14 protein-coding genes are annotated in these 20,116 nt (G+C 72.3%); 10 read left to right on the forward strand and 4 right to left on the reverse strand.

The window, feature by feature from the left end:
* The first annotated feature begins 228 nt into the window (after positions 1-228).
* The 4 genes from glnII to AC0B9F_RS01795 all read left to right on the forward strand — a co-directional run bounded on the left by glnII (position 229) and on the right by AC0B9F_RS01795 (position 5,145).
* On the forward strand, positions 229-1,260 hold the full coding sequence (glnII, locus tag AC0B9F_RS01780) for a glutamine synthetase (protein WP_471998228.1): 1,032 nt from the start codon (positions 229-231) through the stop codon (positions 1,258-1,260).
* A 378-nt stretch (positions 1,261-1,638) separates the two neighbouring features.
* The gene (locus AC0B9F_RS01785; protein ID WP_471998229.1) at positions 1,639-2,244 is read left to right on the forward strand and encodes a winged helix-turn-helix domain-containing protein; all 606 of its coding nucleotides are present in this window, start codon (positions 1,639-1,641) and stop codon (positions 2,242-2,244) included.
* A gap of 61 nt (positions 2,245-2,305) precedes the next feature.
* Positions 2,306-3,331 carry an SDR family oxidoreductase gene (locus tag AC0B9F_RS01790; RefSeq protein WP_471998230.1) on the forward strand — a complete coding sequence of 342 codons (1,026 nt, stop codon included), beginning with the start codon at positions 2,306-2,308 and terminating at the stop codon, positions 3,329-3,331.
* 242 nt (positions 3,332-3,573) lie between these two features.
* Positions 3,574-5,145 (forward strand): DUF1996 domain-containing protein, encoded by a 1,572-nt coding sequence (locus AC0B9F_RS01795; RefSeq protein WP_471998231.1) that lies wholly within the window; start codon positions 3,574-3,576, stop codon positions 5,143-5,145.
* 75 nt (positions 5,146-5,220) lie between these two features.
* On the opposite strand, the gene AC0B9F_RS01800 is transcribed toward AC0B9F_RS01795, so the two are convergent.
* Entirely contained in the window at positions 5,221-5,628 is a 408-nt protein-coding gene (locus AC0B9F_RS01800) for a hypothetical protein (RefSeq protein WP_471998232.1), read from the reverse strand.
* Between the two features lie 90 nt (positions 5,629-5,718).
* On the opposite strand from AC0B9F_RS01800, the gene AC0B9F_RS01805 reads away from it, so the two are divergent.
* The 5 genes from AC0B9F_RS01805 to AC0B9F_RS01825 all read left to right on the forward strand — a co-directional run bounded on the left by AC0B9F_RS01805 (position 5,719) and on the right by AC0B9F_RS01825 (position 11,015).
* Positions 5,719-6,237 carry a tetratricopeptide repeat protein gene (locus AC0B9F_RS01805; RefSeq protein WP_471998982.1) on the forward strand — a complete coding sequence of 173 codons (519 nt, stop codon included), beginning with the start codon at positions 5,719-5,721 and terminating at the stop codon, positions 6,235-6,237.
* A 50-nt stretch (positions 6,238-6,287) separates the two neighbouring features.
* Positions 6,288-8,207 carry a hypothetical protein gene (locus tag AC0B9F_RS01810; RefSeq protein WP_471998233.1) on the forward strand — a complete coding sequence of 640 codons (1,920 nt, stop codon included), beginning with the start codon at positions 6,288-6,290 and terminating at the stop codon, positions 8,205-8,207.
* 116 nt (positions 8,208-8,323) lie between these two features.
* The gene (locus tag AC0B9F_RS01815) at positions 8,324-9,232 is read left to right on the forward strand and encodes a metal-dependent hydrolase (RefSeq protein WP_471998234.1); all 909 of its coding nucleotides are present in this window, start codon (positions 8,324-8,326) and stop codon (positions 9,230-9,232) included.
* Positions 9,232-10,269, forward strand: coding sequence for a PDR/VanB family oxidoreductase (locus tag AC0B9F_RS01820; protein ID WP_471998235.1), 1,038 nt, complete (start codon positions 9,232-9,234; stop codon positions 10,267-10,269). Before AC0B9F_RS01815 ends, AC0B9F_RS01820 begins: the two co-directional genes overlap by 1 nt.
* Positions 10,270-10,325: 56 nt before the next feature.
* Complete coding sequence (locus tag AC0B9F_RS01825; RefSeq protein WP_471998236.1) at positions 10,326-11,015, forward strand: TetR/AcrR family transcriptional regulator; 690 nt, start codon at positions 10,326-10,328, stop codon at positions 11,013-11,015.
* Here AC0B9F_RS01825 and AC0B9F_RS01830 read toward each other — a convergent pair.
* On the reverse strand, positions 11,012-11,368 hold the full coding sequence (locus tag AC0B9F_RS01830; RefSeq protein WP_471998237.1) for a 5-carboxymethyl-2-hydroxymuconate Delta-isomerase: 357 nt from the start codon (positions 11,366-11,368) through the stop codon (positions 11,012-11,014). The genes AC0B9F_RS01825 and AC0B9F_RS01830 overlap by 4 nt on opposite strands.
* 62 nt (positions 11,369-11,430) lie before the next feature.
* Complete coding sequence (gene pulA, locus AC0B9F_RS01835; RefSeq protein WP_471998238.1) at positions 11,431-16,833, reverse strand: pullulanase-type alpha-1,6-glucosidase; 5,403 nt, start codon at positions 16,831-16,833, stop codon at positions 11,431-11,433.
* Positions 16,834-17,125: 292 nt separating this feature from the next.
* Between pulA and AC0B9F_RS01840 the strand changes: the two genes are divergently transcribed.
* The gene (locus tag AC0B9F_RS01840) at positions 17,126-18,520 is read left to right on the forward strand and encodes a hypothetical protein (protein WP_471998239.1); all 1,395 of its coding nucleotides are present in this window, start codon (positions 17,126-17,128) and stop codon (positions 18,518-18,520) included.
* Here AC0B9F_RS01840 and AC0B9F_RS01845 read toward each other — a convergent pair.
* Positions 18,498-19,943 (reverse strand): hypothetical protein, encoded by a 1,446-nt coding sequence (locus AC0B9F_RS01845; protein ID WP_471998240.1) that lies wholly within the window; start codon positions 19,941-19,943, stop codon positions 18,498-18,500. The two genes, AC0B9F_RS01840 and AC0B9F_RS01845, sit on opposite strands and share 23 nt — an antisense overlap.
* Positions 19,944-20,116 lie beyond the last annotated feature (173 nt).

Consider the following 20,116-nt stretch of genomic DNA (forward strand, 5'->3'; position numbering starts at 1 on the left):
CATCGCATACGAATCCGGGCGCGCTCGGCACCCGTCACGCCCCTCCTCACAGCCGCCCGCCCGGCGACGTGAGACGTGCCACACCACCCCCAGGTAACACGGGGTTCACATTCGAGCAATGGACGGGAAATCGCCTGTTGGCAGTCTGCCGACATCCACCGCGGCGCCCAGTGCCGCAGCGCCGCAGCACCCGCAGTGCGCCAGACCCATGTTAAGGATGTGGCCCCGATGACCTTCAAGGCTGAGTACATCTGGATCGACGGCACCGAGCCGACGGCCAAGCTCCGTTCCAAGACGAAGATCATCACGGACGCCCCCGCCGGCCTGGACGCGCTGCCGCTGTGGGGCTTCGACGGGTCCTCCACCAACCAGGCCGAGGGCCACTCCTCGGACTGTGTGCTGCGGCCGGTCTTCAGCTGCCCGGACCCGATCCGCGGCGGCGACGACATCCTGGTGCTGTGCGAGGTCCTGGACACGGACATGACGCCGCACCCGAGCAACACCCGGGCGCAGCTCGCCGAGCTCGAGGAGCGGTTCGCCGCGCAGGAGCCGATCTTCGGCATCGAGCAGGAGTACACCTTCTTCAAGGACGGCTACCCGCTGGGCTTCCCCAAGGGCGGCTTCCCGGCCCCGCAGGGCGGCTACTACTGCGGCGTCGGCTCCGACGAGATCTTCGGCCGTGACGTCGTCGAGGCGCACCTGGACAACTGCCTGAAGGCGGGCCTGGGCATCTCCGGCATCAACGCCGAGGTCATGCCGGGCCAGTGGGAGTTCCAGGTCGGCCCGCTCGCCCCGCTGGAGGTCTCCGACCAGATGTGGGTGGCCCGCTGGCTGCTGTACCGCACCGCCGAGGACTTCGGCATCGCCGCCACCCTGGACCCCAAGCCGGTCAAGGGCGACTGGAACGGCGCGGGCGCGCACACCAACTTCTCCACCAAGGCGATGCGCGAGGGCTACGACGCGATCATCACCGCGTGCGAGGCGCTCGGCGAGGGCTCCAAGCCGCTCGACCACGTCAAGCACTACGGCGCCGGCATCGACGCCCGCCTGACCGGCCTGCACGAGACCGCCCCCTGGGACAAGTACTCCTACGGCGTCTCCGACCGCGGCGCCTCGGTCCGCATCCCGTGGCAGGTCGAGAAGGACGGCAAGGGCTACATCGAGGACCGCCGTCCCAACGCCAACGTCGACCCGTACGTCGTGACGCGGCTGCTCGTCGACACCTGCTGCTCGGCGCTGGAGAAGGCCGGCCAGGTCTGATCCACCCCGTCTTCGCACGAGGGGCGTCCACCGTCGTGGTGGGCGCCCTTCGCGTTGCCGGGCCGGGCGGGTGTCCACGAAGTGAGAGGAGGACTCCTGCCAACGGCTCATGTCTGCTTCAATAAGTCCATGACCGGCTTCCAGAAGTACTCCGCGACAGGTCGCCACGACCTCGAGCCCTTCTGGCCTTCCCGTCAGCACCACGACTTCGACCGGGTGTGTTGCCGCGCGACGAACGCGCCGGCCCTCTAAAGCCGTAATCCCCGGCCTTCGGCCGGCGCGACAAGCCGTACGTCCCCGACGGGCCGCGACCACGAATCGCCGCCGTCGATCTGTCCGACGAACGACGAACTTCTCGCGCGAAAGAGCTGACCTCTCATGGCGACCACCCGTTCCCTCAGCACCGCCACCCTGCCCGCCCCCGCCTCCGCCCCGGCCCCGGCCGCCCGTCACCGGCTGCGCGCCGTCGACCGGGACGAGGTGGTCGACGTGGCGGACTTCCTGCCGCCCGGCGCGACCTGGCTGCCGGCCCCGCAGCACGCCCTGCCCACCCTGCCCGGCCGGCCGCCGATGGTGGGCTACCTGGTGCTCGTCCCGGCCGACCAGCAGCCGCCGTTCCTGCCGGTGGCCGTGCCCGAACAGCCGGTGCCGGGCCGGCCGGTGCCGGACGCGTCCGGCGCGGGTCTCGAAGAACCGCTCGTGCGGATCGACACCGTGCAGCGCACCGCCTGGGTCGGCGGGCGCCGACTCGATCTGACCTACCTGGAGTTCGAGCTGCTGGCGCATCTGGTGGCGAACCCGCACCGGGTGCACACCCGCGACCAGCTCGTCACCACGGTGTGGGGCTACGGCCACGTGGGCGACGGCCGCACCGTCGACGTCCACGTCGCCCGCCTGCGCCGCAAGCTGGGCGCCGAGCACCGCAAGGCGATCCAGACGGTGCGCCGCGTCGGCTACAAGTACGCGCCGCCGGCCGGCCGCTGACCCCTCTGCCCGGAGCAGAACACGGTTCCGCCCCGCGCCCGGCTCCGGCACAGTCACCCGTATGAGACTTCTGGTGCTGGGCGGTACGGAGTTCGTGGGGCGGGCCGTGGCCGAGGCGGCCCTCGACCGCGGCTGGGAGGTGACCGTCTTCCACCGGGGACGGCACGCGGCGCCGCCCGGGGTGCGGTCGCTGCACGGCGACCGCACCATCCCCGGCGGCCTCACCGCCCTGGCCGGCCCGGAGATGCGCTGGGACGCCGTCGTCGACACCTGGTCGTCGGCGCCCCGCGCGGTACGGGACACGGCACGGCTGCTGCGGGACCGCGCCGCGCGGTACGTGTACGTCTCCAGCTGCTCGGTGTACGCGTGGGCGCCGCCCGCCGGGTACGGCGAGGACGCGCCGCTCGTCGAGGGCGCCTCCCCCGACGCCGGCCACACCGACTACGCCCGTGACAAACGCGGCGGCGAGCTGGCGGCCGTCGCGGAGTTCGGGACGGACCGTGCGCTGCTGGTACGGGCCGGGCTGATCCTCGGGCCGTACGAGAACGTCGGCCGGCTGCCCTGGTGGCTGAACCGGATCGCCCGGGGCGGCCCCGTGCTCGCGCCCGGCCCCCGGGACCTGCCGCTGCAGTTCATCGACGTCCGCGACCTCGCCGCGTGGACGCTCGGGGCCGTGGAGCGGGAGCTGAGCGGGCCGTACCACGTGATCAGCCCCTCGGGGCACGCCACCATGGGCGCGTTGCTGGAGTCCTGCGTGCGAGCCACCTCGGGCCCGGCCGAACTGCGCTGGACCGACCCCCGGACGATCCTCGACGCGGGCGTCGAACCGTGGGTGCAGCTGCCGGTGTGGGTGCCGCCGGGCAGCGACCTGCACGACGCGCTGCACGGCGCCGACGTCTCCCGGGCCCTCGCCACGGGTCTGCGCTGCCGGCCGGTCGGTGAGACCGTCGCCGATACCTGGCACTGGCTGCGCGCGCTCGGCGGCACGGCACCCCTGCGGCCGGACCGCACGGTCAGGGGGCTCGATCCGCAGGTCGAGGCGAAGGTGCTGGGCATCGGCGGGGGTGTACCCGGCACCACCCCCTGACGGGGTCCCCGGCCCCGTGCGGACCCCGCGCGCGCCCGGCCAGAGGGTTCCCGCAACGGGCGGCGTGAGGACCGGCCGCCGGCCCGGCTCACTCCGCGCGAGCTGGAGGCCGATCTGCAACTCCACTGAATCTCACGGGCTTTGAACGCCTCTGGAGCCGCTTGCGTATCAGAGGGCGCCGCTTCACCCCTCGGGCGCCTCGCTGCCGCCCCGGAAGCCCGTAAGGAAGTCAGAGGAGTTCCATGGGACGCAACACACGAAAACGCCGCTCGTCGATGGCCGGCAAGGCCATAGCCGCATCGGCGGCTCTAGCGCTCGGCGGGGGCGGGCTGGTCTGGGCGAACTTCTACGCGTCGGCCCACGAGTCGCACGATGCCTGGGGCAACCGCACCAAGGCGGCGGCCGCCCAGGTGGCGACGATCTCCTGCCCGGACGTCGGTCAGCAGCTGACGGACGTGCCGGGTCGGGCGCGCACCGAGGTGGACGGCGAACTGGCCAATCTGGACCGCCAGATCACCGACGCCTACCAGCGGCTGGCGACGACGCGCGACGCGCAGACGCGCGACGCGAGCTTTGTGCAGAACTCCATCCTCCAGCCGCTCAAGGACCGGCGGGCGGCGATCATCGACCGCATCCAGCTGGAGATCAACCGGGTCGGCGGCAACGCCCCCGACCGGCTGGACGGCCTCGCCTCCTGCACGGCCAGCCCAGCCGACCAGCCGCAGACGACCGGCGGCCAGAACAACGGCGGTCAGAACAACGGCGGCCAGACGGGCGGCGGCCAGACGGGCGGCGGCCAGCAGCAGGGCGGCCAGAACAACGGCTGGCAGGGCGGTCAGAACAACGGTGGCCAGAACAACGGCCAGCAGGGCGGCCAGAACAGCGGCGGCCAGGCCGGCAACGGCCCCTCCGCCGCCGACTTCGTCGACATCACCAAGGTGCCGCCGAACGTCGCCGCCAAGCCCCGCGCGATGCGCAACGCCTCGACCGGCTCCTTCACCACCCGGTGCGGGGTGAACGCCAACGGCAACCACAACACCGACAACGTGATCGTGGCCCCGGGCGTCAAGAACGGCGCGCACCATCTGCACGACTACGTCGGCAACCAGTCGAACGACGCCTTCGCCGACAACAACACCTTCGCCGCGGCCGAGACCACCTGCCAGAACCAGCAGGACAAGTCGTCGTACTACTGGCCGGTGCTGCGGGTGCAGAACGGCACGCAGGACTTCGACCAGAACAACGACGGCGGCGGCAAGGAGGGCAACGTCGGCAAGATCCTGCTCGCCAGGCAGGCCCAGATCAAGTTCGTCGGCAACCCCGCCGGCAAGGTCGTCGCGATGCCGCAGTTCCTGCGCATCATCACCGGCGACGCCAAGGCCTTCACCAACGGCCCCGGCAACGCCAACGCGCACTGGAGCTGCACCGGCTTCGAGAACAAGGTCCAGCTCACCGACAAGTACCCGATCTGTCCCCAGGGCAGCAGCGTGGTGCGCACGTTCGCCTTCCAGTCCTGCTGGGACGGCCAGAACATCGACAGCGCCAACCACCGCACCCACGTGGCCTTCGCCGACGCGAACGGCCGCTGCGGCAACGGCTTCAAGGCGATCCCGCAGCTGACCATGCGCCTGGTGTACGACGTGCCGGCGCCGGTGATCAGCAACGGGCAGGTGAAGAACGCCTACGCGGTCGACGGCTTCCCGGAGCAGCTGCACAAGGCGATCACGGACCACGACGACTTCATCAACGTGATGTCCGGCACCCTCAACAGCAAGGTCGCGAACTGCATCAACCGGGGCCAGAAGTGCCAGTGACCCCCTGAACCCCCCACATGCGAAAGCCGGCGGTGCCACTCCCCCACCGCCGGCTTTCGTATGCCACGAACGGACTCAGTGGCCCGGGTGCCCCCCGTGCTGGGCGCCCTGCTCGACGGTGCCGCCCAGCGTGGAGCGCAGCGCGCCGACCACGCCGTCGTCGCCGACGGCGACCCACTTGCGGCCGACGAGGTAGTGACCGCCGTAGTCCTTCGCCTCGTTGATCCACTCCCGCTGACCGCGGTCGGTGGCGAAGGTGGCGAGCACGAACTTCCCCTTGGCGGTGGTGCAGATGGCCTGGCGGATCTCGTCGGCGTCGGTCTGCATGTGCGGCCGGCACTTCGCCTCGGCCGCGAGGTGCTCCAGACTGCCGGTCGCCGTCGGCGGTACGGCGTCGTCCTGGCCGCCGCCGGCGCCGCAGCCCGCGACCGCCAGCGCGGCCAGGGCGGCGGTCACGGCGAGCATCGGTCGGGTCGGTCTCATGTGTGTCCTCCGGGTACGGCGGGTGCGGGACGCCTGTCGATACGGCTGCCACGCGCCCGGCGCTCAATCCGGTTCCGCACGTCCGTACCCCTGTGCGAGAGTGGGCCGGTGAACCAGGACTGGGAAGACCGGGTGGCCGCGGCCTGGGCCGCCTTCGACGGCTACCCGCAGGAGCAGGCGGTTCGGTTCCGTGCCGTGATCGACGCGCTCGTCGCCGAGCTGCCCGAGGACAGCCCACTGGGCCCCTTCGAGCGGGCCTGCGCCTTCGACTCGACCGGCCACTCCGACCGTGCCGTCCCGCTGTACCAGGAGGCGCTGGCGCGCGGCCTGGACGGATACCGGGGGCGGCGGGCGAAGATCCAGCTGTCCAGTTCCCTGCGCAACGTCGGCCGGCCGGAGGAGGGCGTCAAGCTGCTGACGCCCGAACTGGACGCCCCGTCCGACGAGTTGGACGACGCGGTACGGGCCGTGCTCGCCCTGTGCCTGTCGAGCCTGGGCCGCGACCGCGAGGGGCTGTCCCTGGTGCTGGGCGCGCTGGCCCCGCATCTGCCGCGCTACCAGCGGTCGATGGCCAACTACGCCCGCGCGCTGGTCGAGCCGGAGGCCTGACGCGCCCGGGCGGCGGGTGACCATCCACCGATTCGCTCGTTCTGCTGAACGTGCAGTCACAGGATGTCGCCCCGCGCCCCTCATCGTCCCCCGCCGGCCCGGTCGTCGACGTCGAGCAGGCCGAGGCCGCGCTCGTCGAGCACTACCCGCGGCTCGTGCGGCTCGCCTATCTGGTGCTGCCGCCGGGCCTCGGCCGCGGCCGGCGCGTCCTGACCGCCCACGCCCTCACCCAGCGGGCCCTGCCGCGGGGCAAGGAAGCCACCCCCGCCATCCCGGCCCAGTCAACGGGCCGCGACAGCGACCCGGGGTACGCCTTCCTGCGCCGGCAGGTGCTGCGCGCGGCGCTGGAGGCCGGGCTACCGCTCGGGCTTCGCGGCCGGCTGAAGCGGGCCCAGCTGCCGCCGCTGCTGCCACAGGTGTGGGGCCTGCGCCTGTTCCCGCGCTCGGGCGGCGCGGACGAACTCGCCCTGGACCAGCGGCTGTCGGCACTGACCGCCGCGGCGCGTGCCGTCTACGCGCTGCGCGGCCTGGAGCAGCTGCCCGACGACGAGGTGCGCCGCGTGCTCACGGCGGCCGGCGCCGACGACGTGGACGCGGCGCTGCGGGAGGCCGACGGCGTACCCGCGCAGTACGGGCTGCTGGCCTCGCCGGAGTTCGACCCGTGCTCGCTGCAGGCGCGGCCGACGGATCTGATGCGCCGGCGCCAGCACACCCGGGCCGCGCTCGCCGCCGCCGCGGCCCTCGCCGTGTGCGGCGCGCTGGTGGCGCTGCCCGGTGGCGGCTGGGGCGCGGACGGCGCGGCCGCCCCGGTGTACGCGCAGAACCCGGCCGCCGAGGCCGCCCTCGACCCGGGCCGGCTGGTGAAGGCCGTGCCGGGCGCGTGGAAGACGGCGTCGCGCACCGACTTCTCGGTGTGGCCGGCGCGCGGCGACCTGACCGGTGACACGTCCCTGCTGCGCCGCGCCCTGGCCGTGTGGGCCCGCCCCGGCGAGACGGTCCGCGTCTCGGCGACCCCCGGCACCCCCTCCGGCGGCCCGGCCGGCCCGCCGCAGCTGCTGTACGCGGGCACCGTCGACAACGCGCACGTGGTGATCCTGTACGACGGGCTGCGCATCGCCCGCTACGCCGAGCCGAAGGACGGCACCGAGGGCGCGGCGCTGGACTTCGCCCGCGCGGACGGCGCGAGCGGCGCGGAGACGGACGCGGTGGTGCTGGGCCGGGCCGACGGCAACGTCCGCTATCTCACCGCCCCCTGGGTGACGCAGACGGCCGAGCGGAACCTGATGAAGCCGGCCGCCGGAGCGACGGACCTGACCCTGACGGACGGGGTCACCTCGCCCATGGCCAGCCCGGCGACGAAGCCCGGCCCGTGCACGTCGTGGAACGCGCTGCAGGTCACCGACGACACCGGCACGCATGTGCTGACCGACCTCGGCGAGCTGATGCCCGCCCGCCTCACCGTGGGCCACCCCGGCAAGGAGCACGAGGTGAACGGTGCCGAGAGCCTGGGCGCGTGGGCGCCGTACGCCTGCTCGCTGGGCGCGGTGCGCTCGCAGGGCGTCAGGTCGGTGAACGCCTGGGGGTACGCCGAGCAGAAGCTGCCGGGCGGGGGCGGCACGGCGGACTGGGTGTGCACCCGGGCCGAGACCTGGCGCGGGGGCGGCGCGCGGGTGCTGGCGCAGTTCCACACGCCGGGCGGTACCTACGGGGCGGTGGCGGCGAAGGCCGAGGACGTGGCGGCGTGCGGGCCGCGCGATCCGCAGGTGCTCGCCGGGGTGCTGTGGAAGTCGCAGGGCGGGACCTGGTACCTGCTCGCCGCGGGCGGCAAGGACACCGCGTCGATCACCACCACGGGCGGTCTGAAGGCGAGCGCTCAGGGCCATGTCCTCGCGGTGCGCGCCCAGCAGGGGCTCCAGGCGGAGCTGAAGGGCACCCTGGACGACGGCCGGGAGATCGGCGGACTCCACTAGTCCACCAGCCCATGCGCCGCGCGGCAGCCGACGGCCCTGCGAGTTGCTGACAGCGGCGTCAACAAGCTGGTGCGCAAGGGGTTCCCCCTCGGCCTACCCATCAGTACATTGACGCCATGTCTAACAAGCAGGCCGCCCGGGCGCCCCAGCCGGTCCAGGAGGAGCGGATACCGCTCAAGGCCCGGAAGGTGTCCTTCTCCTGGGAGCACACGCCGCTGCACTGGGTGCCCGGGGATCCGTTCACCACGCACACCATCAACGTGCTGCATCTGCTGCTGCCGGCCGGGGAGCGCTGGTTCGTGCACGTCTACAAGCAGGTGCTGCCCTACATCCGGGACGAGCGGCTGCGCGAGGACGTCATCGGGTTCATCGGGCAGGAGGCGATGCACTCCCAGGCCCACGACGAGGTCCTGCCGCACCTGCGCGAACAGGGGCTCGACCCGACGCCGTACACCGCGCAGGTCGACTGGTTCTTCGAGAAGCTGCTCGGCGACCGGACGCTGCCGCCGGGCCGGGCGCGCCGCTGGTGGCTGATGGAGCGGGTCGCGCTGATCGCGGCGATCGAGCACTACACCGCCTTCCTCGGCGACTGGGTGCTGAACGCCGAGGAGCTGGACCGGCGCGGCGCCGACCCGACGATGCTGGACCTGCTGCGCTGGCACGGCGCCGAGGAGGTCGAGCACCGCTCGGTCGCCTTCGACCTGTTCCTGCACGTCGACGGCAGCTACCGGCGGCGGGCGCGCACCTGGGCGACCGCGTTCACGGCGCTGGTGTTCCTGTGGCAGCGCGGGGTGCGGTTCTTCATGGGGAACGACCCGACCCTGCTGGACGGCAAGCCCACGTTCCGGGAGTTCTACGTACGCGGCCGGCACGGTGTGCTGCCGTCGGCCGAGGACATGCTGAAGTCGATCCCGCGCTATCTGAGCCGGAGCTACCACCCCTCCCAGGAGGGCTGCACCGAGCAGGCCGTCGCCTACCTCGCCGCGTCCCCCGCAGCCCTCGCGGCAGAGAAGGGGACCGCCTGATGCCGAAGCCGCGCACCGTCGTGGTCGTCGCCGGGGCCGCGCTGCTCGCCCGGCGGGCGCTGCGCCGCCGCGTCCGGGCCTCGCCGCTGTGGCCGATGCCCGCGCTGGACACGCCGATCAGCGGCCGGCCGCGGACCCGGGCGCTGACGCTGCTGGTGACCGGGCACGAGGAAATCGCCGACGACGTCGTCCAACTCCGGCTGGAGGGACACGACCTGCCGCGCTGGGAGCCCGGCGCGCATCTGGACCTGGTGCTGCCGTCCGGTCTGGTGCGGCAGTACTCGCTGTGCGGCGACCCGGAGGACACCTCCTCGTACACGGTGGCCACGCGGCTGGTGACGGACGGGCGGGGCGGCTCGCGCGAGGTGCACGAGCAGGTCCGCGAGGGCATGGAGCTGGAGGTCCGCGGCCCGCGCAACCGGTTCCCGCTGACGAGGGCGCCGCGTCACGTCTTCGTCGCCGGCGGCATCGGCATCACCCCGATCCTGCCGATGCTGCGCGCGCTCACCGCGCAGGGCGCCGACTGGCGGCTGCTGTACGGCGGCCGCAGCCGGGCCTCGATGCCGTTCCTGGCGGAGATCGTCACACTCGGCGGTGACCGGGTTACCGTCGTCGCCGAGGACGAGGCCGGGCTGCCGGACCTCGACGCCTGGCTCGGGGACCTGCCCGAGGACACGGCCGTGTACTGCTGCGGGCCGCAGGGGCTGATGGCGGCGGTGGAGGAGCGGGTGCCGCACGTCCACCTGGAACGGTTCACGCCGAAGTCGGCGTCCGGCGGCGCCTTCGAGGTCGAACTGCGGCGCAGCGGACGGGTGGTGGCCGTCGCCGAGGACTCCACCGTGCTGGCCGCCGTGCGCGCCGAGCTCCCCGACACCGCGTACTCCTGCGAGCAGGGTTTCTGCGGCACCTGCCAGCAGCGGGTGCTGGAGGGCGAGGTGGACCACCGCGACGAGCTGCTGACGGACGCGGAGCGCGACGACTCGATGCTGATCTGTGTCTCCCGCGCTCGCGGCGACCGGCTGGTGCTCGATATGTGAACATCCCTTACCGATCGGGTCCGTGGGCGGCCGGATCCGATCGGTAAGGTGTTCGCATGACTACCGGGGCACGCCGCCGAATGGGCGTCGAGGAGCGACGGCAGCAGCTGATCGGCGTGGCCCTCGAGCTGTTCAGCCGCCGCTCGCCCGACGAGGTCTCGATCGACGAGATAGCGTCGGCCGCGGGCATCTCGCGCCCGCTCGTGTACCACTACTTCCCCGGCAAACTCAGCCTGTACGAGGCCGCGTTGCAGCGTGCCTCGGACGAACTGGCGGCCCGTTTCGTGGAGCCGCACGAGGGGCCGCTGGGCGCCCGGCTGCTGCGCGTGATGGCCCGCTTCTTCGACTTCGTCGACGACCACGGCCCCGGCTTCTCGGCCCTGATGCGCGGCGGCCCGGCCGTCGGCTCCTCCACCACCAACGCGCTCATCGACTCGGTACGGCAGGCCGCCTACGTCCAGATCCTGGCGCACCTGGGCGTCGAGGAGCCGCCCGCGCGCCTGGAGCTGGTGATCCGCTCCTGGATCTCGCTCGCCGAGTCCACCGCGCTGATCTGGCTGGACGGCCGGCGCATCCCGCGCGCGGAGCTGCAGACACAGCTCGTGCACGACTTCGCCGCGCTCCTCGCGGTGAGCGCGGCGTACGACGAGGAGATGGGGGCGCTGCTGCGCCGGGTCCTCAAGGACGAGCCGGGCGACGGGCCCTTCGCGGACCTGGTCACCCGGCTCATCTCACTCGCCGCCTAGGCGTCGTACTTGCGGTAGGACGCGTCGAGGTCGCGGATCTCGGCGGAGGCGTGCAGGGCGAGGCCCTCGGTGGGCTTCAGGTGCTGCCGCAGCAGCTCCAGCACCTGCTCGGCCAGCCGCGCCTTGGTCTCCTCGGTGCGGCCGGCCAGCAGCCCGATCGTGATGTGCACGATGGCGTGGCCCCCGGCGTCCGGGCCGACGACGGTGCCCTCGGTCCGGCGGAACTGCGTCTTGCACGCGGGCGGCTTCGCGGCCGCGATCTCGACCGTGGCCTCGTGCACGGCCCGGGCGAACCCGGTCCGGTCGAAGCCGTCGGCCAGACTCCCGGAGTAGTCGACGGTGATCTGCGGCATGAGCACTCCTGTTCTACGGCGGTCGCGGTCAGCCTAGGTGACGGCCGACCGCGACCGTCGGATCAGTCCAGCTGCCGGAAGACCGCGACCGTCCGCGCCGGAACCGTGAAGGTGCCGGTCGCCGCCTGGAAGGACGCGCCCTTGACGACCGGGTCGGACCCCGTCGCCTGCACCGGGTGCAGCCCGTACGCCGTCCCGGCGAGGCCGGCGATCCGCTGCTCCTGCCGCTCGGGCGTCGCGTTGAAGACGACGACCAGGTCACCGAGGCGCATGGTGATCACGCCGGGTGTCTCGTCCTTCCCGGACAGCGGGAAGGAGAGCCGGGACTGCACCCGCGCGGCGGTCGCGAGGGAGAAGTCCGGCTCGGTCGTCCGGATCTTCAGCAGGTCCCGGTACGCGGCGGACGCGCCGTCGATCTGCGGGCAGCCGACCCTGACCGTGCCCAGCAGCGGCTTGGCGTACGGCCACTTGGACGCGTTGTCGGCGGCCGGCGGCAGTCCGCGGCCGAAGCCGTTGCCGTCGGCGCAGTTCCAGTGGATGGCGTTGAACCAGTCGCCGCTGTCGAAGGAGTTGCGGTCCAGCGACTTCGAGCGCAGCAGGTCGGTGCCGGCCTGGGAGAGCGCCGGGCCCTGTGAGAGGGCGGCGGTGGCCATCGCCAGGACCTGCATGCGGGACCGGTCGGCGGCGTTCGTGGAGGCGGGCAGCTTGTAGGCGAGCGCGTCGAACAGCGCCTCGTTGTCGTGCGCGTCGACATAGGCGAGGGCGTCGCCGGGGTCGGCCGCGTATCCGGCGGGGGCGCCGTTGTAGTCGATCTCGGCGCCGGTGACCTCCTTGCCGCCCGAGTCCGTGAAGTGGTACCTCGCCAGGTTCCCGGACAGGCCGACCTTGATCAGGTCCTGGTCGTGCAGCAGGCGCGCCTTCTGCTCGGCCGGGGTGCCGTTGACGGTGGAGGAGTTCGGGTCGGTGTACAGCCCGCTCGCGAAGCCCTGGGCGCCGGGGTCGGCGTCGAAGGGGCTGCCGCCGCGCACGGCGTCACGGGCGCGGTCGGAGAAGGTGGCGATGCCGGTGCCGGCCATGTGGGCCTGCGTCGCCTGCACGAAGCGGGCGTCGTTGGCGACCTCGCCGAAGTTCCAGCCCTCGCCGTACAGGATGATCCGCTTGCCGTCGACGCCGTCCTTGTCCGGGGTGAGCGCGTCCAGCGCCTTGCGGACGGCGAGGATGTTGGCCTTGGGGTGGTGGCCCATGAGGTCGAAGCGGAACCCGTCGACCTTGTACTCCTTGGCCCAGGTGACGATGGAGTCGACGACCAGCTTGCCCATCATGGCGTTCTCGGGCGCGGTGTTCGCGCAGCAGGTGCTGGTGGCCACCGAGCCGTCGGCCAGGAGCCGCTGGTAGTAGCCGGGCACGACCTGGTCCAGCACCGAGGTGTCCGCCTGGCCGGCGGCCGCCGTGTGGTTGTAGACGACGTCCATGACGACGCGCAGCCCGTCCCGGTTGAGCGACTGGACCATCTCACGGAACTGCACCGTGCGGGCCGTGCCGTCCGGGTCGGTGGCGTAGGAGCCCTCGGGGACGGTGTAGTGGTACGGGTCGTAGCCCCAGTTGTAGGCGTCCTTCGCGGCGCTCTTCGTCACGCACTCCTGCTGCCGGTCGGAGTCGGCCGGCAGGGCGGCGAGGTCGCAGTCCGGGGTGGCCTGGTCGGCCTTCTTCTCGGGGATCGTCGCGATGTCGAACGCGGGCAGCAGGTGCACGTAGGAGGTGCCGGCCCGGGCCAGCTCCCGCAGGTGCTTCGAGCCGTCGCTGCCGGCGACCGTGAAGGCCCGGTAGGTGCCCCGGTCCTGGGCGGGGACCGTCGGGTCCTCCGCCGAGAAGTCCCGGATGTGCAGCTCCTGGATCTGCGCGTCCCGCAGCGGCACCGCCTTCGGCTTGGCCGTCGTGGACCAGCCCTTCGGCGCGAGGGACTTGTCTCCGAGGTCGACGACGAGGCTGCGCGCGGAGTCGGCGGTCAGGGCGACGGAGTACGGGTCGGTGACCCGGTTGGTGACGACCTCGCGGACGCTGGGCGCCCACACCTTCACGACGTACCGGTACGGCTTGTTCTTCCAGGAGGCCGGGCCGGTGACGGACCAGACGCCGGTCGCGGCGTCGCGGTGCATGGCCTTGAGCGAGCCGTCCAGCTCCAGCGACACGCTCTGCGCCGTCGGCGCCCACACGGCGAGCGTCGGCCTGCCGCCGCGGAACACCGGCCCGAGGCGGGCCTTGGTCGCGCCCGGGTACAGGTCGTCCAGGACGCCGGCGATCTGCACGCCGGTCGCGGCCAGTACGGCGCCGTTCGCGGCGCGCTGGGAGGCGACGAGCTGGCCGCGCAGCGCCTCGCGCACCCGGTCGCGGTCGCGCGGGTCGACGTGCCAGGCGGTGTAGTCCTTCAGCTGCGGGAACTTCGCCTTCTGGGCGTCGGTGAGCGTGGTCCTGCTCAGCCGGATCCAGCGCTCGTCGTCGCTGGTCAGCGTCCCGCCCCGGACGGTGATCGAGCCGTCGCGGGAGGAGAGCAGCTGGGTGGAGGCGGCGGCGTCGGAGCCGTTCCAGGCGACGGTGTCCCGGTCGATCCAGACCGCCTTGGAGGTGGCCGGGTCGAGTGCGGCGGAGGAGCCCTGCGGCTGCGGCAGCAGGTACTTCTCCTGCCCGGCCAGCAGCCACACCTCGTGACCACTGGCCTTCAGGTCCAGGGACTGGTCGGTGGGCAGGTCCTTGGCGTCGCCCTTGTGGAGGATGTAGCTGAGGCTGGTCGCGCCGGCGGCGAGCGGCACCTCGTAGACGGCGCCGTAGGCGTCGGTGCGCACCGGCTGCAGCGGCTTGGACCAGTCGGTGGGGTTCGCGGCGCCCGTCCACACGTGCAGGCCCCAGCCGTCGTAGTCGCCGTCGGCGCGGTGGTAGTGGACGACCGCCTTGGTGGTGTCCCGCGCCGGGTAGGCGGGCCGGTCCGTCAGGACGTCGGTCTTCCCCTGCTCGACCCACACCTCGCCGGTCCGGGTGACGTCGATGGTCCGGTCGGCGGAGACGTCCTTGTTGCCGTCCTTGTCGACGACAAGGAAACCGACGTTCTGGGCACCCGGCCTCAGCTTGACGTAGGCGAAGGCGCCGTAGGCGTCGCGGCCGGTGAAGGGGTGGCTGGCCGGCCAGTTCGTCGCCTCGCCGTCGGCGAGGTCGCCCCAGGCGTACAGGCCCCAGTCCGCGTAGTCGCCGTCGGCACGCTTGTAGTGCACGATCGCGTAGTCGCGGGAGGAGGCGGTGGGCGGCTGCGGTGCGGGCGGCGTGCCGGTGGTGCTGCTCGCCGTGGCGCTCGCGATGTGCCCGGCGGAGTCGGTCACGACGGCCTTGTAGCGCAGGGCGGTGCCGGCCGGGACGTCCTTGCCGAGGGTCTGGGTGACCTTGTAGGGCGCGTGGTCGGCGGAGCCGAGGATCTGCCACTTCGCGTCGCCGGCCTGGGCGGCGAAGACGACCCGGTCGAGCGCGCCGCCGGTCACGTCGGCGGTGAGGTCCACCGTCCCGGTGGCGCCGGGGGCCGGGGCGGTCAGGGTGAGGGACGGCTCGGTGGCGGGGGCGGCGAGCTTGCCGGCCGCCTTGTAGACGACGGCGGAACCGGCCGGGACGGTGAGGGTGAGCTTCTTGTCGGCGTCCGTCCGGAGGGTCCCGTCGGCGCCGTAGACGCCCCGGTACGCCATGCCGGCCGACCCGGCAGCGAAGGTCGCCGTCTGCTCGGAGCCCGCGTTGTTGAAGGCGACCAGGTACTCCTGGCCGGTGCGGGCGTCCGTGCGGGAGACGGCGTAGATGCCGGGCCCGTCGGCCGCGTACCGCTCCTGCTGCACGCCGTCGGTCAGCGCCGGGTTGGCCCTGCGCAGCGCGGCCAGGGCGCTGATCTGCCGGTAGAGCGGGGCGGAGGTGTCGTAGGCGTCGCTGGCGTGGGTGCGGTCGGTGCCGATCTCGTCGTCGTCGAGGTAGTCGGCGACCTTCGAGGCGAACATCGTCTGGCGGGCGTCCTTGTCGCCGCCGGAGCCGGTGAAGCCCTGCTCGTCGCCGTAGTAGACGACCGGGTTGCCGCGGGAGAGGAACATCAGCTCGTTGGCGAGCTTGTCCTTGGCGAGGAGTTCGGCGTCGCCGGCCTTGGGGTTGTCCTGCTTCAGGAACGACCCGATGCGGCCCATGTCGTGGTTGCCGAGGAAGGTGACCTGCTCGTAGGCGTTGGCCTTGTCCGTCGTGTACCGGTAGTCGTCGGCGAAGACCTTCGCGAGCTTCTGCGCGCTGCCGCCCTGCGAGGCGTAGGAGCGGGCCGCGTCCTGGAAGGGGAAGTCGAGGGTCGCGTCGAGCCGGCCCTGGGTGACGTACGGCGAGGTGACGGACGTGTCGGCGGAGTACACCTCGCCGAACATGAAGAAGTTCTCACGGCCGTGCCGGGCCGCGTACGCGTCCAGTGCCGTCGCCCACTGGGTCCAGAACTCCATGTTCACGTGCTTGACGGTGTCGATGCGGAAGCCGTCGACGGCGAAGTCCTTCACCCACCGTTCGTAGATCTTCTCCATGCCGTGGACGACTTCGGGACGCTCGGTCCACAGGTCGTCCAGGCCGGAGAAGTCGCCGTAGGTGGTGGACTCGCCGGCGTAGGTCGAGTCGCCCCGGTTGTGGTACATCGCCGGGTCGTTGAGCCAGGCGGGGACCTTGGCGCGGGCGGTCACCTTCGGGGTGCGCGGGAAGGAACCGTCGTCCACGGCGGGGAACGTCCGCTTGCCGTCCGCGTAGTCGGCGTCGTCGAAGGGGCGGCCGTCCTTGGTGAGGTACGGGAAGGCGCCCTTGGAGAGGTAGTCGTAGGACGCGGGCTCGTAGTCGACGAGGTCGGCGGTGTGGTTGGTGATGACGTCGAAGAAGACCTTCATGCCCTTGGCGTGGGCCCGGGCGATGAGCGTCCTGAGGTCGTCGTTGGTGCCGAAGTGCGGGTCGACCTGGGTGAAGTCGGTGATCCAGTAACCGTGGTAGCCCGCCGAGGCGTTGGCTCCGGTGCCCTGCACGGGCCGGTTCTTGAAGATGGGTGCCATCCAGATGGCGGTGGTGCCCAGGCCCTTGATGTAGTCCAGGCGCCGGGTCAGGCCCTTGAGGTCGCCGCCCTGGTAGAAGCCCTTGTCGGTGGGGTCGTAGCCGGTGGCCAGGCGCGAACCGGTCAGTCCGCCGCGGTCGTTGGCGGTGTCGCCGTTGGCGAAGCGGTCCGGCATGACGAAGTAGAACTGCTCGCGGGTGGCGTCGTGCCGGGCGGGCTGCGCGGCGAGCGCCGCGTCGGAGGGCGGCGGGGGCGGGGCGTCGGCGTGGGCGGCCAGCGGCTGCACCAGCGCGGCCGCGAGGGCGGCTGCGGTGACGGCTGCGGCTCGTCTGCTCCGTGCACTGCGGCGCGTCCCGCGCGCCGGCCATCTCGGTATCACAGGCGGAGACTCCTTGTGCTCACGGCTCGTTCGGGTCCGACCCCGGCGCTGTGACGCGGCTGCGCTGCCGGGCGCCCGGGGGACCGTATCGCTGCCGAAAGGCTTACAGCAAGAGGTCTGAAACATGCGGCAAGAACTTTCACAGCGCGCTCGACCGGAGTCTCGGCCGGCCCGGTCAGGGTGGCCGCGTGCCGTTGCGGGACGGGCCCGACGGGAGAAGAGTGGCTGGTGTGGCGCAGACCGTTCACCAAGCGTCTCTCCGGAGCCCACGAGCAGCCCCTCTGGATCCGCGATGACCAGAACCCCCCGGCGACACCCCCTCCCCCTGACCGGTGCGTCCGTCCTGCTCACCGCGTTCGCGGTGGCCGCGGGACCGGTGACGGCCCACCCGGCGACCGCGGCGACCGGCACCACCGGCGCGGGCCAGCTCGCGCCCTCGGCGCCTGCCGACTCCACGCCCCCTCCCCCGTCGCCCCCGAACGAGCCGGGGACCACGACACCGCCCGAGCCGCCGACACCGTCCACGCCTCCGCCGACGTCCCCCTCGAGCGGGACCTCGCAGCCCGGCGAGACGCCGGGCACCGGCACGCCGACCGGTCCGACGGGTCCTGGCGACGGGGACGGCTCGGGATCCGCCGCTCTGCGGCAACAGCAGAGCGAAGTCGACGACGTGACAGCGGATCTGGACGGCAAGAAGCAGGACGTGCCCGAGGAACTGGTGCCCACCGTCGAGCAGTTGAGCGCGGAGCTGCGCGCGGTGAGCGACACGCGGACTCCGCCTCAGGAGCGCGACGGGACGCTCACCAGCGCCCGGCACGCGGCCGCCGCGCTGGCGGTGATCGCCGATCCCGGCACCCCGCCGGAGGTGCGCAACCGGTTGACGGGGCTGGTGAAGGAGCTGACCTCCACCCTCGACTCGGCCACCCACGCGGCGACACCGCCCCACGCTCGGCGCCTGCTCACCTTGCTCGCGGCGAGGTCGGCCTCCACCCTGGCTCCCCTCGGCGACCGCACCACGGATCGGGGGCTGGCGAGCCACCTGGCCGGCGGCTCGAACGGCCTGCTCGGGGCGGCGAGGACGCTGAGCCCCAGAGCGACCGTCGCCCAGCGGCAGGCGATGCTGGCCGTGGGGGCCGCGTTGCAGGCCGCGAGCGACCAAGGCTCGTCCGACGACGAGCGCAAGGGGCTCGCGCAGAGCGCGCACGAGACCAGTTCGTCACTCGGCGGGTCCGACGACCAGGCGACGTCGGACAAGAAGCGGCGCATGGAGAAGAAGCTGAAGGAGGTCCTCTCCGCCCGGGGTCTGCCGGACGAACCGCTCGGGAAGGCGGCCGAGGCCTGCACCAACTCCATCTTCGAGGCCGTCCCGGACGCCACCCTCGCCAAGGATCTGCGGAGCCTGGTTCCGCACGCGTGGGACACGGCAGGCGTCCAGGACTTCTGGAAGTCCAGGGAAGCGGGACAGGACTCCCTTGTCGTGTACGCCCAACTGGCGCACGACAACAAGGTGGAGGACACCTCACTGGCCATCAAGCGGATGATCCCCCGGCTCGCCGGCACGGTACCGGCGGGCGACCTGTTCGATCTCGGGCTTCCGGCACTCGACTGCCTGCAGGCGGCCGTGCGGCTCGACGAGGACGCGGGCGTCGAATCGGGGACCTGGGTCAGCGCGGCCCAGCAGATATAGCGTGCAGCAGCTCCGCCACGGACAGCTCGGCCTCCGCGTAACGCGTCGAGATGCCGAATCTGTCCAGGTCCCTCTTCTCCTCCGGATAATCGATCCAGCCGCCCGTGAAGTGGAACGGTGAGACGGAGTACACGGGGGTTCCGGCCGGAGACCAGAACGCTGTCACATACAGCGGTCTGCGGGTGACGTTGACGAGGTTGTTGTTGTGGCGCACCCTGCCGTGGAAGGCGAGCGTGTCCGCGGGACAGCCGGGTGCCCGGCAGGTGTAGCGGGGGTGCTGCCACGACGGGTGCGGCTGCTTGAAGTGCTCGACGTCGATCCGGCCCCGGTCCTTCCTCATGTAGGTGATCTGCAGGTCGACGTGGAGCAGGTCGTAGGGCACGTCGCGGGGCATCTGGAACACGTGCTCCCGGATATCCTCCTGTCCGGCTTCCAGCACGTCCCCGGGCTCGTAGAACCGTCCGCTGCTCAGCCGGCGGTAGGACAGCCGGTCCACGTGCCGTTCCGCCTCCTCCTCCCGCGCGTCGATGCTCTCCTTCCATCCTTCCGCCGACGCGTCGCCCCGCGCGGAGTACGTGGCGGTTCTGCCGTAGACGGTGAAGTCGTTGATGACGAGGTAGACCGAGACGTCCCCGGTGTTCTTGACGGAGAGTTTCAGCGGTACCTGGACGAAAGGCAGGGAGCGGTCCGGCCGCGCCGCCCCGAACTCCGCCTTGAGCGAGAACCGCATGGGGGCCATCGCGGGCTGGTACAGGGTGGAGTAGGCGAGGCTGACGCCGGTGAGGAGCGCCGTCGCGAACACTCCCGCCGCGAATTTCCGGGGCTGCGGAAGCCCCCTCCAGGGCCTTTGCGGGAGCAGCACGCCGAGCGCCCACAGCGACCAGCACCACAGCGGTATGAAGGCCGGCAGATAGGGCGTGTACTCCTTCTCCTCCAGCCACAGCAGCATGAGCAGGCTGTCCGTGGCCAGCGCGATGACGGCGCCGAGCAGGACGATCGCCCCGGAGCTCTTGAACTCCCGTCGCCCCCAGTGGTCGGACACCAGGATCGCGCCGGCTCCCTGCACCACGCCCGCCAGGACGAACAGCGCCCCGGTGATGCGCTGGGCGAACGTCAGGGCGCCGGAGGCGTCCGGCCACCCGATCACCACGGTGAGGATCATGGACGCCAGCAGCCCGGCCGTCATCACGGCCATGACCGTGCGCCGCCTCCAGGCCCGGTCGGGCCAGGTGGCGCTGTCGCCTCCCCTCCAGCACACGGACGCGGGGTCCGCCACGTCCACGTCCGGGTAGCCGCGGCGTTCCAGCAGTTTCCGCAGCTCACGCAGTGACCAGGCGCTGCCCGCCGGGCTGCCGCCCACGGTGACCCGGCGCAGGCCGCGACCGTCCGGTGCCTCGACGACGACCCACGGACGGATGCTCATGGGGCCAGCCTCGGACCGGGGCCGGACACCCGCACACGGAATTACTCCGCCTGGCAGCGGCGCCCTCTCCGCCCCGGCGGCCCCTCGGTCTACCGCGTCCGGCACCGCCCCTGTCACCGGGCGCCCGGCGTCGCGGCGGGCCCCGGCGTCGCCGCGTACGACGCCGGGGTCCG

The sequence above is a fragment of the Streptomyces sp. NPDC097129 genome, from assembly GCF_055668065.1.

Coding starts and splice junctions, on each gene's coding strand:
- glnII (WP_471998228.1), top strand. CDS start 229: ATGACCTTCAAGGCTGAGTACATCTGGATCGACGGCACCGAGCCGACG.
- AC0B9F_RS01785 (WP_471998229.1), top strand. CDS start 1,639: ATGGCGACCACCCGTTCCCTCAGCACCGCCACCCTGCCCGCCCCCGCC.
- AC0B9F_RS01790 (WP_471998230.1), top strand. CDS start 2,306: ATGAGACTTCTGGTGCTGGGCGGTACGGAGTTCGTGGGGCGGGCCGTG.
- AC0B9F_RS01795 (WP_471998231.1), top strand. CDS start 3,574: ATGGGACGCAACACACGAAAACGCCGCTCGTCGATGGCCGGCAAGGCC.
- AC0B9F_RS01800 (WP_471998232.1), bottom strand. CDS start 5,628: ATGAGACCGACCCGACCGATGCTCGCCGTGACCGCCGCCCTGGCCGCG.
- AC0B9F_RS01815 (WP_471998234.1), top strand. CDS start 8,324: ATGTCTAACAAGCAGGCCGCCCGGGCGCCCCAGCCGGTCCAGGAGGAG.
- AC0B9F_RS01820 (WP_471998235.1), top strand. CDS start 9,232: ATGCCGAAGCCGCGCACCGTCGTGGTCGTCGCCGGGGCCGCGCTGCTC.
- AC0B9F_RS01825 (WP_471998236.1), top strand. CDS start 10,326: ATGACTACCGGGGCACGCCGCCGAATGGGCGTCGAGGAGCGACGGCAG.
- AC0B9F_RS01830 (WP_471998237.1), bottom strand. CDS start 11,368: ATGCCGCAGATCACCGTCGACTACTCCGGGAGTCTGGCCGACGGCTTC.
- AC0B9F_RS01840 (WP_471998239.1), top strand. CDS start 17,126: ATGACCAGAACCCCCCGGCGACACCCCCTCCCCCTGACCGGTGCGTCC.
- AC0B9F_RS01845 (WP_471998240.1), bottom strand. CDS start 19,943: ATGAGCATCCGTCCGTGGGTCGTCGTCGAGGCACCGGACGGTCGCGGC.